Raw genomic sequence first — 16,567 nt, forward strand, 5'->3', positions numbered from 1 at the left:
TTTAACCAACTTCAGTAATCATTAAATCTAATCCAGTTCGTATCACTTCCTGTGCTTCCAATTTAGAGGTATTGACATAATCCACCAGTGCAAAATCTTCAGGAGCAACTTCGTATATTCCAAGGTTCTCCATCTTTTCAATATCACCGGCCATACATGCCTTTAATAATTGCATTGGATAAATATCCATTGGCATTACTTCCTCCATCTCCCCGGTTACTACAAGAGCACGTTCTTCACCATTAAGATTGGTATCTGGAGCATATTTTTTATTAGGAAATAACCATGCCAAAGAGGTGGGCGAATTAGAATGAATGTGATTATCTTTAAATGGCATCCAACCAAACATTCTATAGTTATTTCCTTCAGGAATTAACGTTAATTCATTGTCGTAAAATCCAACATAATCGTGGGCACTCAACTGATCACCGGTAAATACGTCACCAGAGATTAACCGCACTTCATTAGAAACATCTCCAACAAGGTCTGGGGCATACATTCCAATAGTACCATGGTAATATTTAGGGTCATGTGCTTCGCTACCCACCACAGCAATCGTACGATCTGCTTTGAAGTTACCCGTTAAGAAAAGATTCCCAATGGTAGCGACATCTTCGGCCCCAATAGTCCAAACGCGTTCACCAGGATTGATCGGATCAACCTTATGAATGATAGTGCCAACATTGCCTGCGGGATGCGGCCCTTTAATTTTCACAATTTCAGCATCGGCTACGTCGGCTAGATATGATGCTGTATTTTTCTCTACTCCCAAGTAAACCTTACCCGGAGTTAATTTAGAAAGTGCAGTTATTCCAGCTTGAAAAGCTTCCTGTTTATTTTTAAGTACAAACTCTAAATCTGCTGCTAATGGAGCAGAATTATATGTGGAAATTACGATAGATTTTGGAGTATCCTCTGCATTTGCCACAATATCGTAAGGTCGCTGAATGATAAAAGCACCACAACCACTTTTAAAAATATGATTTTTTATTTCGTCACCGGTGGCGGAAGAGAGATCAACTTTACCAAAATCCTTGTAGGCATTTTGAGCGTCTGCTTCAATGATAATAGAAAGCACTCTTCTTTTTTCACCCCTAACAATTTCTTTTACTGTCCCACTTACAGGCGAAGTAAACCGAAGCGTATCACTATACTTTGAAAAGAATAACTCATCACCTGCTAGTACTTTAGCTCCTTCTTTGACAACCATTTTTGGTACAACAGAATGAAAATCGGCGGGTTTGATGGCATACGATTTTGATCGGGGCGCATCAGAAAGAATTTTTTCAGCTTCACCTTTAAGCTTCAAACGAAGTCCTTTCTTAATTTTTAAGTCTATCGACATAGGGTGGATTTAAATAAAATCTTACTCGTTAAAAAACGTGCAAATTTAACAATTAAAAGATTAATTTCTAAATCCATCGGAGTATTTTTCCTTAAACAAAACTGTTAAATATTCATTTGTATTTTAGGCACTATATTTGGTCTTCACTGTTTAACTAAAGCACTTCTTGCTGTGAAATATTTACCATATTTACTTTGTATCCTTTTTATACCTCCAACCCTAGCTCAGGAAATGGAAGTTATTGCTCCAGATAATATTAGAACCATTCAATTTAAGGGTAATAATACGTATGCCGGAACGCCTGTTATTAAATTAGGAGAACCTCTTAATCTTACGTTTGATGATATAAATGGTGACGAAGCTGATTACTATTATACCATTGAACATTATAATTTTGATTGGAAACCATCTGCTCTGGCTAAAAATGAGTATCTGGATGGTTTTGATGATGTGCGTATTGTCAATTATGAAAATTCTGTTGGTACGCTCATTTATTACTCTCATTATACACTTTCCATCCCTAATGCAGATACAAGACGTTTAAAGGTAAGTGGTAATTACATGCTGAAAATTTTTAATGATGATGGCGATCTCGTATTCTCACGTAAATTCTTTGTGTATCAAAATCTAGCCACAGTAAAAGCCGAAGTAAAGCGAAGCCGAAACATTCAAACCATTGATAAAAAGCAAAGCTTGAGATTTAGTATTGACTCTGAACAAATCCTGTTTAGAAATCCCAAACAAAACCTACATACGTTGATTTTTCAAAATAACGATCTCAATACCGCTATTTATAATCTTGAGCCTCAATTTAATATAGCAAACGAACAGGTATATCGCTACGACGAAGAAAGCGCCTTTTGGGGAGGAAATGAATTTTTATTTTTTGACAGCAAGAGTTTACGTGCTCCTACGATCAATATCTCAAGAGTAGAATTGGATGATATCTATCAACATTATTTGTACAGGGATCCTTACAGAGCAAATAATGTTTACACATTCAATCCTGATATTAACGGGTATTTTCTCGTAAATTCTAATCAAGGAGACGATCCTGTGTTGGAATCAGAATATATCAATATGCACTTTACCGTAAAACCAGAGGCAGAATTAGGTGGCGGCGAATTACACATCTATGGTAACTTCAATAATTACTCGTTGGATAATTCAACGCGCTTGACTTATGACCAAAAATCAGGCACATATATTGGTCAACGCTTGTTTAAACAAGGGTTCTATAATTATAAGTACGTATTATTAAGTACTGAAGGAATAATTGCTCCCGGATTCATTAGCGGAAACTTTTGGCAAACCGAAAATGAATACACCATATTGGCCTACTACAGAGATATTGGTGAGAGATTTGATCGCATTGTTGGAAAAGGTACAGCCAATAGCACATCTATTACAAATTAATGTATTTTTGACGCATTAGCGTGATAATGCATCTATGGAAGATTCTCGTTTTTTACGAAAATATAGAAGTGAAGAATGTCTCAACTGCGGCGCTCATATTGATGTAAGCGACAAGTACTGCTTTAAATGCGGTCAGCTCAATACTACGAAGCGACTTACTTTTAATGATTTCTTTGCTGAGTTTTTTCAAAATATCATCATTGTTGATTCTAAATTTAGGACAACATTAAAAGACCTTTTATTTAAACCGGGCACTATTAGCAAACGCTACATTGAAGGGGAACGCATGAAGTATGCCAACCCTTTTAGATTTTACCTTAGCGCAAGTATTATACTTTTTATTCTTATTGGATTGGGAGCCTCGTGGGAGGATTCATCAAAAATTTATAAGGAAGAAGCTCATATTGAGGAGCTGGGTTTTGATTTTAAAGAAGCTGCCAAGAGTCCTTACGTATTGGATTCCCTCGTAAAAGCTTCAGAAAGAGATTCAACCTCTTTGATTAAATCCTTAAAAAGCAACTTCCGCCGAAAGGCAGACACTTCTTACCTTAAAGAGTATTACACCCAACGAGAAATGGATAGTATGGGTTTTTTTGACAGAACCTGGAAGAAAGCTGTGTTGTACAATAAATTTTACGAGGATTCTAACATCATCAATGCAAAAGTCGCGCTGGACTCTCTTAATCATGAATACTCCTACACCAACCGAAATATCTATAAAAAAGCCAGGCGCTTTGCAGAATTCGATACTAATATCAATAATCTCGAAGAATTAAAAACTATCGTAGATCAATTGCCATTTCTCATTTTTTTCTACCTGCCAATATTCGCTCTATTCATCAAACTAATTTACATAAGGCGATCGTTCACCTACATGGAGCATTTGGTGTTTACATTTCACGTTCAAACTGCCTTGTTTATTATGTTAATCCCCAGTGTCCTTTTTGGGTTTATTTTTTCGGTCGAATGGATAGATGATATTATTTTCCTATTGTTTATGTTCTATCTCTATAAAGCATTGCGAAATTTCTACCAGCAGGGACGCATCAAAACAATCCTAAAATTTATGCTTTTAAGCTTTATATTTATTACTTTAGCAGGGATAACGTTTGTAGCTTCGCTATTTACGATGGCGATTTTTGGTTAATTATGGTTCAGCAAGTCACTAGAGGAATTAAAATTTCGGTCGAAACCACCTTTGAAGGTACATTTTATAAAAACTATAAAATGCACTTCGCCTTTGGGTATTGTATTACCATTGAGAATCAAAGTAAAGACTCTGTACAGCTAACTTCTCGCCATTGGAAGATTAAAGATGCGCTTAACAACGAAGAAATCGTTGAGGGTGAAGGCGTGATTGGTCAAAAACCAGTAATTAAACCAGGTGAATCCCATACCTATAATAGTGGTTGTTTACTTACTTCTCCCTTTGGAGCAATGCGAGGCTATTACAACATGGTAAATTTTACCTCCACTAGAAAATTTAGAGTTCATATCCCCTCGTTCAAGCTAAGCAGTCCTTTCGCTCTTAACTAAAAGCTTTACGCGTACTACTCCATTTTATTCCGCTATATTTTTTACCTTTAAGCGTTTAAAAATTTCATTCAAAATTATTATCATATCACTATGGGAAAAGGATTTTTTCAAGTAAAACCTGCCGTAAACGAACCTATAAAAACCTATGCTCCCGGGACACCAGAGCGTGAAGAAGTACTAACATCGTATCAATCTCAGTACAAAACGAGTGTGGACGTACCTCTTTTTATTGGGAGCGAAGAAGTAAGAACAGGAGATACAGCTACCATGCATCCACCACACGAACATGGTCATAGTTTAGGAACCTATCACAAAGCTTCAAAAAAACATATCGAAACTGCAATTTCCAGCGCACTAGAGGCTAGAGAAGCCTGGGTAAATTTGACTTGGGAACAGCGTGCAGCAATTTTTAGTAAAGCTGCTGAACTCATCGCCGGACCGTATCGTGCAAAAATCAATGCTGCTACCATGTTAGCTCAATCTAAAACTATTTATCAAGCAGAGATTGATGCAGCCTGTGAGCTTATTGATTTCTTACGATTTAATGTACAATATATGACTGAGATTTATGAGGAGCAACCTGCTTCAACCAACGATGCCTGGAATCGCGTTGAATATCGGCCCTTAGAAGGTTTTGTATACGCCATCACACCTTTTAATTTTACGGCTATCGCCGGAAACCTCCCTGCAAGTGCAGCGCTTATGGGAAATGTGGTGATCTGGAAGCCAAGTGATCATCAGGTATTTTCGGCCAATGTTATCATGGAAGTGTTCAAAGAAGCAGGCGTACCAGATGGAGTCATAAATATGGTCATGGGCGATCCTGTAATGATTACTAATACCGTATTAGATAGCCCTGATTTTGCAGGAATACACTTCACCGGAAGCACAGATGTATTTAAGCACCTTTGGAAACAAATTGGAGAAAACATAACTACCTATAAAACGTATCCTAGAATTGTAGGAGAAACAGGAGGAAAAGACTTTATCGTAGCCCATCCTACAGCAAATCCTAAAGCTGTGGCAACCGCCATTAGCCGCGGAGCTTTTGAATTTCAAGGTCAAAAATGCAGTGCTGCATCCAGAGTGTATTTGCCTAAATCAACGGCAGATGAAATTCTGGAACTCGTTAAAAAAGATATAGAATCCTTTAACATGGGATCACCAGAAGATATGAGCAACTTTATCACGGCTGTAATCCATGAAAACTCATTTGACAAGTTAGCAAAGTACATCGATCAGGCAAAGAAAGATAAGGATGCCGAAATTGTAGCAGGTGGGACCTATGATAAATCCAAAGGCTACTTTATAGATCCTACAATTATCAAAACTTCCAATCCAAAATACACGACTATGGAGACTGAACTATTTGGTCCTGTGGTCACAGTATATGTATATGAAGATAAAGATTGGTCTGATATGCTAAAACTGGTGGATGAAACCAGCATCTATGCGTTAACTGGAGCGGTACTTTCTGGAGATCGTTATGCGATAGATGAAGCGACCAAAGCCTTACAAAACTGCGCAGGTAATTTTTACATTAACGACAAACCTACCGGGGCGGTGGTTGGACAGCAGCCCTTTGGCGGAGCCAGAGCCAGTGGCACCAATGATAAAGCAGGCTCTAAACTAAATTTATTACGTTGGGTCTCTCCCAGATTGATCAAAGAAACTTTTGTAAGTCCTACCGATTACAGATATCCTTTTTTAGGAGAGTAATACCGTGTAAGCAATTCTTAAAAGCCCGATTTTAATAAATCGGGCTTTTTTGGTCTTATACCATGAAAATTGGATATAAATCTGATTAGAGCGATGATTTAGACATAAAACCATTAATCATTACTAATCGAAAAAAGCCGAATAATTGGGATTATCAAATATTAATATGTTAATATTTTGTTAATACACATTCATTCGTAATCGTTAAAATGCTAAATTCGTTACGTTTTGAAATAATCAAATCTACTTTAACCTAAATTCTTTATTATGAAGAAAAATCTACTTACTATTCAAATTGGTTTATTTCTACTTGTTACAAGTTTTATGTATGCACAGGTAGATACTGAAGCTCCTATTCTTAATTGCCCGGGAGATTTAGTTGAAACCGCAGATCCTGGGTCTTGCTCTGCGACGGTCAATTTTACGATCTCAGCCACTGACAACTGCTCTGCATTTTTAGGAGACATCTCTGGCTTTACTTCTTTAGGAAGTTTTGGCGGGAAAACTTACTATATTTCTGATTCCACTTTTCTTGGGCCAGAGGTATATGATGAAGTTGCTGTAAGCGGTTATCGATTAGTTTCTATTGACTCTCAAGCAGAAAATGACTTTATTAGAAATCAAGCTAATGCAGCTGGGTTTACGGGTGTTCTTTGGATTGGCTTAAATGATCGTGATATCGAAGGAACTTTTGTTTGGCAAAATGAAACTGATGTAGTTTATACGAACTGGGATGCAGGTGAACCCAACAACTCTGGGAATGAAGACGAAGTAGAGATGCTTGCTAATGGACGTTGGAACGATGAAAATTTTGGTAATCATCCTTACGTGATTGAGTTTTCTGGAACTTTAGTTCAAACCGCAGGTATTGCATCAGGTGGAGTTTATCCCATTGGAACAACAACTAACACATTTGTTGCTACAGACTTTAGCGGGAATACTTCAACGTGTTCTTTTGATGTTACCGTGACAGAAAATGAAGATCCTAACGCAGCAGCACAAAACGTAACCATAGTACTAGATGACAGTGGAAATGCTTCTACTACTGCTGCAGACGTGGACAACGGATCTTCAGATAATTGTGGTATCGCAGACATATCGCTAAATCAAACTGATTTTGATTGTAATGATTTAGGAGCAAACAGCGTCACACTCACGGTAATCGACACCAGTGGAAACACCGCATCTACCACCGCTACGGTTACGGTAGTAGACACTACTGCACCAAATGTCGTTACAGAAGATATTACCGTTTCCTTAGGATCTAATGGAACGGCAAGCATTGGTGCTTCTGCAATCAATGATGGCTCATCAGATAATTGCGGAATCACAAGTATTAGTTTAAGTCAAAACACGTTTGACTGTGATGATCTTGGCGCGAATACGGTGACCCTAACAATTGGCGATGCCAGCGGTAACTCTGCTTCTGCAACCGCAATAGTAACCGTAGTGGATGATTCTGATCCGGTAGCTATAACACAAAATATAACGGTCTCACTAGACGATGATGGAATTGCTAATATTAATCCTGGACAAGTGAATAATGGATCTAATGATAATTGTGGTATTAACGGGATTAATGTAAGTCAAATAGAATTTGATTGCGATGATCTGGGAGATAATACGGTAACGTTAACTGTAACCGATACCAGTGGAAATACCGCCTCTCAAACAGCTGTAGTAACTGTTGTTGACGATACTGCCCCAACAGTAATCACTCAAGACCTTACCGTTTCATTAGACGCCAATGGATCAGCTTCTATAACAGGCTCTCAAGTTGATAATGGATCAAATGACAATTGTGGGTCAATATTTAGAAATTTAGATCAAAACTCATTTGATTGTGAGGACATTGGTCAAAATACTGTAACGCTTACCGTACAGGATGGCAATGGTAATTCAGCTACCGGTACTGCTATTATTACCGTTGTTGATGACCTGGCTCCAGAATTTGACAATGCTGGTTTACCACTAGACCAAACCGTATCTTACACCACAGACACAGGGTATGAAGTAGAAGATTTTACCCTTGGAGTGACCGCAAATGATAATTGTGATGCTACCGTTACACAGTCTATTGCTCAGGGTACAGAACTCACCATGGGAGTCTACACTGTAACACTTACTGCAACAGATGCATCTGGAAATGAAACCACGTATAGCTTTGAGTTAACGGTTGAGGAGAACCTAAGTACAATTGATGTTGATCTAGCGAACGTTTCAATTTTTCCTAATCCTGCTAAGGATCAAATTCTAATCGATGGTGTAAACGTTCCATTTACAGCAACTGTTTTTGATATTAGCGGAAAATTAATCTTAACAACTTCATCTAATGCTATCAACACATCATTGTGGCAAAGTGGAGTGTATTTAGTGAAAATTAATTCATCTACCGGAAGCGTTTTAAAACGTTTGATCAAAGAATAGTAGATCCAATGTGAGTATACACATAAGACCCTAAAAGTTTTAGAAACCTTTAGGGTCTTTTTTTATTCCATCCTAATTTATTTGTAAAATTTTTAGGCTATACTTAAGGACTATAATCTCACCTTCATTGGGAGATGAACTACCTTCTTTGTCTCAAAGAAATCTTCTGTAAAATAATCAGATAGAGGGTAAATTTTGGCTGCTGCATATTGTTGAAGTTCTTCCGTAAGATCACCTCCTTTTAGGTAGAGAATTCCATTACGTAGTTCGTGATTACTCTTTTTTAGTATCTTTCCTTTTACCCAGCGCACAAAAGTGGGCATTTGGGCTACTGCCCTACTCACAATAAAATCGTATTGTTCCTTTAGCTCTTCTACCCTGCAATTACTGGTTTTCACGTTTTGTAGACCAAGTCCTTCCACAACCTCATCAACCACCTTAATTTTTTTACCTATGCTGTCGACGAGGTGAAAATTAGCTTCAGGAAAGAGTATTGCTAAAGGTATCCCGGGAAAACCTCCGCCGGTTCCAACATCTAAAATTTTAGCTTTAGGTAAAAATGGCTGGATTTTTGCTATCCCTAATGAATGTAGGACATGTCTTAAGTATATTTCATCAATATCTTTTCGGGAAACCACATTGATTTTAAGGTTCCAATCTTGGTACAACTCTTCTAATTGTTTGAATTGCTGTAGCTGATTTTCAGAAAGATCTGGGAAATAAGTTGAAATAATCTTCAATAGACACCGTTTTACTGCAAAAGTAAACATCCTCTCGTTGTGATTCATTTTCCGGAAGAATAAATTTAAGAGATGTTCAAAAAACAATGCTTACTTTTGTTGAAACTCAGAAGATACATCTGCCTAATATGGCACTACGATAATACCACCACATGAATACTCCAACAGTAAAATTTTCACGAAGAGATACTCAAAATTTCTTCCGCACGCTAAATAAACGCGTCAATACTTATTTTAAAGAGAATAACATAAAACGTACGGCCAATTGGAAACTACACCTTAAAACGGTAATTATGTTTTGCGTTTTCCTGGCACCTTATTTTCTAATCTTAACGCTTGATGTATCTGATTGGTGGAAGCTCCTATTCACCATCATCATGGGTGTAGGGATGGCAGGAATTGGGATGAATGTAATGCACGACGGCAATCACGGTTCGTACTCGAACAAGAAATGGGTCAACAAAATTATTGGTGGCTCCATGTATTTACTAGGTGGTAGTGTATATAATTGGCAAGTTCAGCATAATGTATTACACCACACCTATACCAATATTCATGGACATGATGAAGATTTAGATGCCGGTAGAGTGATACGTTTTTCAAAACATGCCCCTTGGTATAGCTTTCAAAAGTATCAACATTATTATTCTGTATTTTTATATGGTTTGCTCACCTTTAATTGGATTTTAGTAGCAGATTTTAAACAAACTAAGCGTTATTTAGCGCGAAAGCTTTCTTATGGTGAAATGCCGAGTAAGGTAAAGCAGTGGAGCACGGTGGCAATTACAAAAGTGGTATATCTTTCATTATGGATTGCGATTCCCATGATTGTTGGGATTATCTGGTGGAAGGTGCTACTAGGATTTTTTATCATGCACTATGTGGCAGGTCTAATCCTTAGTATTGTATTTCAATTAGCGCATGTGGTAGAAGGGGTTGATATGCCCATCCCTGACGAGTCAGGTAATATGAAAAATACTTGGGCGATACACCAATTATTTACCACGACTAATTTCTCAACTAAAAATCCCATCATGAACTGGTTTACCGGCGGGTTAAACCATCAGGTAGAGCACCATATTTTTCCAAATATTTCGCACGTTCATTACAATAAGATTAGTAAAATTGTAAAATCAACAGCAAAAGAATTTGATTTGCCGTATTTGGAATATAAAACAACTCGCGCCGCACTAAAAGCCCACTTTAGCTACCTGAAGCAAATGGGTCAAAAACCGGTATTAAACGCTTAATACATCTACCGTTCATGCAAACTTTATCAGACCGTATCAATCGCCTTGAGACTTCGGCTACCTTGGCCATGGCCGCAAAAGCCAGAGAATTACGAGGAGAAGGAAAAGACATCATAGGCCTTAGTCTGGGTGAACCTGATTTTAATACACCAGATTTCATCAAAGAAGCTGCAAAGCAAGCGATTGACGACAATTACAATAGCTATACGCCTGTTGATGGTTATACCGAATTGAAGGACGCCGTAATCACTAAGTTTAAACGTGATAATGACCTAAGCTATGATCACTCACAGATTGTGGTTTCTACCGGGGCAAAACAATCCCTGGCTAACGTTGCCCTTGTTTGTTTGGATCCCGGTGATGAAGTGATCCTGCCTTGCCCCTATTGGGTAAGTTACCGCGATATCGTGAAAATTGCAGAAGGTGTTCCGGTTGAAGTAGAAACTTCTATTGATACTGATTTCAAAATGACTCCGGCGCAACTTGAAGCTGTGATAACACCAAAAACTAAAATGTTGTGGTACAGTTCACCGTGTAATCCAAGTGGCTCAGTGTACAGCAAAGAAGAATTAAGAGCACTGGCAGATGTGTTAAAAAAACACCCCAATATTATTATCGTAAGTGATGAAATTTACGAACACATTAATTTTGTAGGCGGTCATGCCTCTATGGCACAATTTGAAGATATGTACGATCGCACGGTGACCGTAAATGGCGTATCTAAGGCCTTTGCGATGACGGGCTGGCGTGTGGGATATATTGGCGCACCAACTGCCATTGCAAGAGCCTGCACCAAGATGCAAGGACAGATTACCAGCGGCACTAATTGTATCGCGCAACGGGCAGTAATCACTGCGCTAGAAGCCCCGGTGAGCAGTATTCAATACATGGTGGAAAAGTTTAAAGAAAGACGCACACTCATCTTAGATCTTCTTAAAAAAATTGATGGCTTTGAATGCAATGAACCCGAAGGTGCTTTTTATGTCTTCCCCAATGTTTCGGCATTTTTTGGTAAACGCTTAGGCGGAAAAGAAATTAAAAATGCAACCGACTTCTCTATGTATTTATTAGAAGAAGCCTTAGTGGCAACCGTAACCGGCGATGCTTTTGGAAATCCTGATTGTATCAGGATAAGCTACGCTGCCAGTGAAGACCAAATTAAAGAAGCCTTAAGCCGAATTAAAGCCGCAGTTTCCTGATCTGAATGCGAATAGTCCATTTCTTATCTCTTTTGTTAAGTGTACTTTCTGTTTTCGCTCAAAAAGCAAAAATACATACCGTTTCTACCGAAGCAGGTATAGAGGTTCTGGTCGATAATCCTGAAGTAATTCCTGTATCAGTAACCTTTAGTTATGAATTTACCAACATGAAATCTTCTAAAGGAAGCGCATTTACAGCTCTCGTTCCTGCAGAATCTAAGAATATCAATGTGGCAACCCTTATGCCAACGCGAAAGGGAAAATACAGTTATAAATCCTCGTATAATTATTTTTACGGTGACCTCAATAATAAAGAGATTGATCCTGATTTTGCCTACCTTTTACCTTATGAAACAGGTGCGTCTTTTAAGCTTTCCCAGGGATATTTAAGCAGTGGCACACATAGCGCTAAATATGCACTCGATTTTACCATGCCGATCAATACGACTGTAGTAGCCGCACGTGGCGGAACAGTTTTTAAGGTAATTGATGAGTTTGATAAAACGTGCTATAGACCGGGCTGTGAAGATTTTAATAATGTAATTCGTATATATCATGAAGATGGAACTATTGGTGAGTATGCCCACATAAATACCAATAGCGCTTTAGTCAAACCAGGTGATCAGGTTAAAGCAAATCAACCCATCGCTAAAAGCGGAAACATTGGTTACAGCAGTGGGCCTCATCTACATTTTGAAGTAGCCGTACCTACCATAAACGGTACTAAAACCATTCCTACCAAGTTCGAAATTTCTACAAACAAACAAACCGAGTTGCTTACGGAAGGGAAGTATTACAGGAAAAAGTAATCTAAAGCGGACAGCATGCGAGGAATTTTCAAGTTTAATCTAATACTTTATAGGATTTTTTAACATACTTAGACCCCAAAGGTTTCAGCAACCCTTTGGGATCTTTACATTCGCACGGAATACAATTCTACGCTAGATAAAATCTATTTATCTCATTATCTCAACACTAAAAAAATCCCTAAAACAAAAAGCATTATTGCAACTGCCCATGTATTAACATATGCTTTCCAAGACATGACGTCATGATCGTTCATCCTCTTAGACTTACTGTAGATTATTACAAAGAATAATAGCAGTGACATTATTAAAGCTATGCTTCCGAAAACGAATGAGTACTGGAGCATGTATTCTGTAAGTGCTTTCAATAATTTTTTATTCTATCAATGTATATTGCTTAGTATTCTTTGTAGTTTCAATTTCATCTTCATCTTCACTACCTATTCCTCCAAAAGAAAGGAGTCAATAAAATCAATACGGTAAAGAGTTCCAGTCGACCGATCAGCATTAAAAAGCTACACCACCATTTACCGGCCGCGGGGAGTGCACTAAAATTATCGGTAGGACCCAGATTTCCAAACGCCGGTCCTACGTTCCCTAAGGTTGCCGCAGCACCGCCTATAGCTGTCTCAAAATCCAATCCAATAGAAGCCAGTACCACAGATCCTATCACCCAGGATAACATGTAGAGAATAAAAAAGCCTAGTACAGTATATACAATTTCAGTCTTTATAGATTTATTTCTATAACGAATGGGCAACACTGCATTGGGATGTAGGGTGCGCTTAAATTCGATAATCCCATTTTTAATGAGAATCAGATGACGTACAATTTTGACTCCGCCGGCAGTTGATCCCGCAGATCCTCCTAAGAAAAACATCCCAAAAAATAAGATCGTTAAAAAAGGCGTCCACATGGTATAGTCCGCCGTTACAAATCCCGTAGTGGTTATAATAGCTAGTACTTGAAATAAGCTATGCCTTACTGCGCTTTCGGCTTTGCCCAATACTTCCGGGTGTTCGATTGATGATAGCGTTACATCTGCGTTAAAATAAATGATCGTTGCTGCAATGGCAGTAAATCCAATAATAGCAAATGCATACCATTTAAATTCTTCATCACTAAACACTCGTCTAAACCTTCCCTTAAAGCTAAAATAACTCAGAACAAAATTCGTCCCGGCTAAAAACATGAACACAATGATGATGTATTGAATGAGCGGACTATCATTCCAATAGGCAATACTTGCATTTTTAGTGGAGAATCCTCCAGTGCTTAGCGTACTAAGTGCGTGGTTGATTGCGTCAAAAGTAGTCATCCCGGCTACTCGCAGTAAGATCGCTTCAGATATCGTATATCCTACATAAATGAGCCAAAGTCGTTTCGCGGTATCTGTAATTCTAGGTTTAAGCTTATCAGCGCTAGGACCGGGAGCTTCCGCAGCAAAAAGTTGCATCCCTCCAATTCCTAAAAGAGGTAAAATAGCAACAGCCAATACGATAATTCCCATTCCACCGATCCAGTGCGTGAGACTCCGCCAGATTAATACACTTTTTGGTATAACCTCAATATCATTTAAAATAGTTGCCCCTGTGGTGGTATAACCAGACATCGTTTCAAAAAAAGCATTGCTAAAATTAGAAATAGAATCTGTAAATACATAGGGAAGCGTTCCACTTAACGCCATGAAAATCCAGCCAAAAGTAACGATGATATATCCCTCGCGCTGCTTAACTTCTTTGCGGTGATTCTTGGTGGAAAACATCACTAGAGTACCTACGAACATCGTAGTGAGTGAAGCAATGGCCATTTGAATACCAACCCCATCATCGTACAGAAAACTGGCCGTAGAAGCTAAAATCATGAACCCACCGTTGAAAACCAACAGTAATCCCATGATGTACAAAATAATTTTTATGTTGAGCTTAGACATTAATCGAACAGCTTTTCGACTTTTTTGATAGATCTGGGCAATGAGCACACCACAATGCGATCACCTTCTTTGATTAAGAAATCACCTAAAGCAATATAGCCTTTACCTTCACGTACCACTCCGCCAATCGTAGCAGATCTTGGAATATCAATATCACGAATGTACTGATCGCATATTTGAGACGTAGCTTTTACTTCAAATTCTAGCAACTCTGCATTCATGTTGTTGAGCTTAGTCATGGCCACAACTTCTCCTTTGCGTATATACCTGAAGATATTATTTGCCGCCAATAATTTTTTATTGATCAAGGTATCAATCCCAATAGAATGGCTCAACTGAAAATAATCCATGTTCTCAACCAGAGCGATTGTTTTTTGAACGCTTTTAGACTTAGCTACCAGGCAAGACATGATGTTTGTTTCAGAATTACCCGTAACAGCAATAAATGCGTCCATGTCATGAATATTCTCTTCTTCAAGTAATTCTACATTACGACCATCACCATTAATTACCATGGCTTTAGGCAATCGATCTGCCAGATCAAAGGCCTTTTCTTTATCACTTTCGATAAGTTTGATATTGAACTTAGCTTCGCACAAATCTTTGGCCGTTTTGTCACCAATGCTGCTGCCACCTAAGATCATAATATTCTTAATGGTCTGTTTACTTTTTCCGGTAAGTTTATGCAGCTCATCCACACCCCCGGTGATGGTTGTGAAGTAAACCTGATCACCCTCTTTAAACTGTGTGTCACCCCGAGGTATTAATGTATATTGTGTTCCAAATCGCTGTATAGCAATCGGCATGAAGTGAAGCTCAGGAAAAATTTGTGCAGCTTCTTTGACTGTTTTCCCTACAAAACTAGCTGTTCGGGATAACGTAGTTCCAATTAACGTAAGTGCACCGTCTTCAAATTCGTAAGTATCGCTGAAAGCAGACTGATTAAGCAATAACTCAATTTCTTTAGCAGCAAGAACCTCTGGTGAGATAAGTTCATCAATACCAAACTTCTTGAATCCAACCTCATCTTTATTTTCTAGAAATTCATTATTTGAGATACGGGCAATGGTTCGCTTGGCTCCCAATTGTTTAGCCAATACACACACCGTGATATTAGTAGTTTCACTGGCTGTAACACTGATTAACAAATCGATATCCTGCACTTGTGCATCGCGCAGTACGGAGATAGAGGTTGCATTACCCTTTATCGTTCTAATATCTAAATGAGAATCTGCATATTCTAAATTACCAGAAACGGTATCAATAAGCGTAATATCTTGCGATTCGTAAGAAAGTAATTTTGCGAGGTGAAAACCAACCTCCCCTGCGCCAGCAATGATTATCTTCATAGAAGAATTAAAAATTCAAGACTGTAAAGATAAATGATTTTATCACACGCTCTTAACAAGTCCTTATAATAAAGGGTTAAAACTGTCGAAGATATTTTATATTTACCAAAAAAATGGATGTCTAAAAAGGTTACCCCTTATAAAGATTCAACGCTAGACAAAAAAGAACAAGTCGAACAAATGTTTGACAATATTTCTGAACATTACGATGGTTTAAACAGAGTAATTTCTTTTGGAATCGATGTTAAATGGCGTAAAAAAGTAATTGCGCTAGCCACTCAAGATAAGCCTCAATACGCTCTTGATGTTGCAACGGGAACCGGCGATTTAGCCATTAGTCTTGCAGCTAGCGGAATCAAGAACGTAGTAGGTCTTGACATTAGCGCAGGCATGCTGGATGTGGGCCGTACTAAAATTGATCATGCTAACCTTTCTGATCGCATTGAGATGATACAAGCAGATAGTGAAAACATGCCTTTTGAAGAAAACTCTTTTGACGTGGTTACAGTTGCTTTTGGTGTACGTAATTTTGAACATCTTAAACTTGGACTGGCAGAAATTCTTAGGGTATTAAAACCTGGCGGGAGGCTGGTTGTGTTAGAAACTTCGGTTCCAACAAAATTTCCTTTTAAGCAAGGATATCAATTTTACTCTAAAGCTGTACTACCTTTGGTAGGTAAGATATTCTCTAAAGATAAGTCTGCCTATTCTTATCTAAGTGAAAGTGCTTCAGCTTTTCCGTATGGAGAAAAATTCAACAATATTTTAAGAGAAATTGGGTTTACCAATGTGATAGATAAACCTCAAACTTTTGGATCTGCTTCAATTTATGTTGCCACAAAGTAAT

Annotated in this window: 13 protein-coding genes; 9 read left to right on the forward strand and 4 right to left on the reverse strand. The window is 38.2% G+C overall.

Annotation, left to right across the window (positions count from 1 at the left end; genetic code table 11):
- Position 1 precedes the first annotated feature (1 nt).
- Positions 2-1,345, reverse strand: a complete 1,344-nt coding sequence (locus ABD000_RS12160; RefSeq protein ID WP_343767961.1) for a Na(+)-translocating NADH-quinone reductase subunit A — start codon at positions 1,343-1,345, stop codon at positions 2-4.
- A 231-nt stretch (positions 1,346-1,576) separates the two neighbouring features.
- On the opposite strand from ABD000_RS12160, the gene ABD000_RS12165 reads away from it, so the two are divergent.
- The 5 genes from ABD000_RS12165 to ABD000_RS12185 all read left to right on the forward strand — a co-directional run bounded on the left by ABD000_RS12165 (position 1,577) and on the right by ABD000_RS12185 (position 8,443).
- Positions 1,577-2,761 carry a type IX secretion system plug protein gene (locus ABD000_RS12165; protein WP_486323394.1) on the forward strand — a complete coding sequence of 395 codons (1,185 nt, stop codon included), beginning with the start codon at positions 1,577-1,579 and terminating at the stop codon, positions 2,759-2,761.
- A 34-nt stretch (positions 2,762-2,795) separates the two neighbouring features.
- Complete coding sequence (locus ABD000_RS12170; protein WP_343767966.1) at positions 2,796-3,908, forward strand: DUF3667 domain-containing protein; 1,113 nt, start codon at positions 2,796-2,798, stop codon at positions 3,906-3,908.
- Positions 3,909-3,910: 2 nt separating this feature from the next.
- Complete coding sequence (apaG, locus tag ABD000_RS12175) at positions 3,911-4,297, forward strand: Co2+/Mg2+ efflux protein ApaG (RefSeq protein WP_343767969.1); 387 nt, start codon at positions 3,911-3,913, stop codon at positions 4,295-4,297.
- A 90-nt stretch (positions 4,298-4,387) separates the two neighbouring features.
- Positions 4,388-6,016: an L-glutamate gamma-semialdehyde dehydrogenase gene (gene pruA / locus ABD000_RS12180; RefSeq protein WP_343767973.1), complete on the forward strand. Its 1,629-nt coding sequence runs from the start codon at positions 4,388-4,390 to the stop codon at positions 6,014-6,016.
- A gap of 267 nt (positions 6,017-6,283) precedes the next feature.
- Positions 6,284-8,443, forward strand: coding sequence for an HYR domain-containing protein (locus ABD000_RS12185; protein WP_343767975.1), 2,160 nt, complete (start codon positions 6,284-6,286; stop codon positions 8,441-8,443).
- Between the two features lie 110 nt (positions 8,444-8,553).
- Here ABD000_RS12185 and rsmG read toward each other — a convergent pair whose 3' ends face one another.
- Positions 8,554-9,183 (reverse strand): 16S rRNA (guanine(527)-N(7))-methyltransferase RsmG, encoded by a 630-nt coding sequence (gene rsmG / locus ABD000_RS12190; RefSeq protein ID WP_343767978.1) that lies wholly within the window; start codon positions 9,181-9,183, stop codon positions 8,554-8,556.
- Positions 9,184-9,335: 152 nt separating this feature from the next.
- Here rsmG and ABD000_RS12195 point away from each other — a divergent pair, with 152 nt between their 5' ends.
- From ABD000_RS12195 to ABD000_RS12205, 3 genes are read left to right on the forward strand one after another with little or no spacing between them, the layout of a single operon-like run.
- The gene (locus ABD000_RS12195; protein ID WP_343767981.1) at positions 9,336-10,433 is read left to right on the forward strand and encodes a fatty acid desaturase family protein; all 1,098 of its coding nucleotides are present in this window, start codon (positions 9,336-9,338) and stop codon (positions 10,431-10,433) included.
- A 14-nt stretch (positions 10,434-10,447) separates the two neighbouring features.
- Complete coding sequence (locus tag ABD000_RS12200) at positions 10,448-11,632, forward strand: pyridoxal phosphate-dependent aminotransferase (protein WP_343767984.1); 1,185 nt, start codon at positions 10,448-10,450, stop codon at positions 11,630-11,632.
- A gap of 5 nt (positions 11,633-11,637) precedes the next feature.
- Positions 11,638-12,441, forward strand: coding sequence for a M23 family metallopeptidase (locus ABD000_RS12205; protein ID WP_343767986.1), 804 nt, complete (start codon positions 11,638-11,640; stop codon positions 12,439-12,441).
- Positions 12,442-12,874: 433 nt separating this feature from the next.
- On the opposite strand, the gene ABD000_RS12210 is transcribed toward ABD000_RS12205, so the two are convergent.
- Together ABD000_RS12210 and trkA are read right to left on the reverse strand one after the other, a co-directional pair.
- Positions 12,875-14,371: a TrkH family potassium uptake protein gene (locus ABD000_RS12210; protein ID WP_343767988.1), complete on the reverse strand. Its 1,497-nt coding sequence runs from the start codon at positions 14,369-14,371 to the stop codon at positions 12,875-12,877.
- A complete protein-coding gene (gene trkA, locus ABD000_RS12215; RefSeq protein ID WP_343767990.1) occupies positions 14,371-15,720 on the reverse strand; it encodes a Trk system potassium transporter TrkA in 1,350 nt (449 codons plus the stop codon). The genes ABD000_RS12210 and trkA overlap by 1 nt, the downstream gene beginning before the upstream one ends.
- A gap of 117 nt (positions 15,721-15,837) precedes the next feature.
- Between trkA and ubiE the strand changes: the two genes are divergently transcribed.
- Positions 15,838-16,566 carry a bifunctional demethylmenaquinone methyltransferase/2-methoxy-6-polyprenyl-1,4-benzoquinol methylase UbiE gene (gene ubiE / locus ABD000_RS12220; protein ID WP_343767992.1) on the forward strand — a complete coding sequence of 243 codons (729 nt, stop codon included), beginning with the start codon at positions 15,838-15,840 and terminating at the stop codon, positions 16,564-16,566.
- The last annotated feature ends 1 nt before the right edge of the window (position 16,567 follow it).

The sequence above is a fragment of the Gangjinia marincola genome (assembly GCF_039523415.1).
Lineage (GTDB): Bacteria > Bacteroidota > Bacteroidia > Flavobacteriales > Flavobacteriaceae > Gangjinia > Gangjinia marincola.

Coding starts and splice junctions, on each gene's coding strand:
- ABD000_RS12160 (WP_343767961.1), bottom strand. CDS start 1,345: ATGTCGATAGACTTAAAAATTAAGAAAGGACTTCGTTTGAAGCTTAAA.
- ABD000_RS12165 (WP_486323394.1), top strand. CDS start 1,577: ATGGAAGTTATTGCTCCAGATAATATTAGAACCATTCAATTTAAGGGT.
- ABD000_RS12170 (WP_343767966.1), top strand. CDS start 2,796: ATGGAAGATTCTCGTTTTTTACGAAAATATAGAAGTGAAGAATGTCTC.
- apaG (WP_343767969.1), top strand. CDS start 3,911: ATGGTTCAGCAAGTCACTAGAGGAATTAAAATTTCGGTCGAAACCACC.
- pruA (WP_343767973.1), top strand. CDS start 4,388: ATGGGAAAAGGATTTTTTCAAGTAAAACCTGCCGTAAACGAACCTATA.
- ABD000_RS12185 (WP_343767975.1), top strand. CDS start 6,284: ATGAAGAAAAATCTACTTACTATTCAAATTGGTTTATTTCTACTTGTT.
- ABD000_RS12195 (WP_343767981.1), top strand. CDS start 9,336: ATGAATACTCCAACAGTAAAATTTTCACGAAGAGATACTCAAAATTTC.
- ABD000_RS12200 (WP_343767984.1), top strand. CDS start 10,448: ATGCAAACTTTATCAGACCGTATCAATCGCCTTGAGACTTCGGCTACC.
- ABD000_RS12205 (WP_343767986.1), top strand. CDS start 11,638: ATGCGAATAGTCCATTTCTTATCTCTTTTGTTAAGTGTACTTTCTGTT.
- ABD000_RS12210 (WP_343767988.1), bottom strand. CDS start 14,371: ATGTCTAAGCTCAACATAAAAATTATTTTGTACATCATGGGATTACTG.
- trkA (WP_343767990.1), bottom strand. CDS start 15,720: ATGAAGATAATCATTGCTGGCGCAGGGGAGGTTGGTTTTCACCTCGCA.
- ubiE (WP_343767992.1), top strand. CDS start 15,838: ATGTCTAAAAAGGTTACCCCTTATAAAGATTCAACGCTAGACAAAAAA.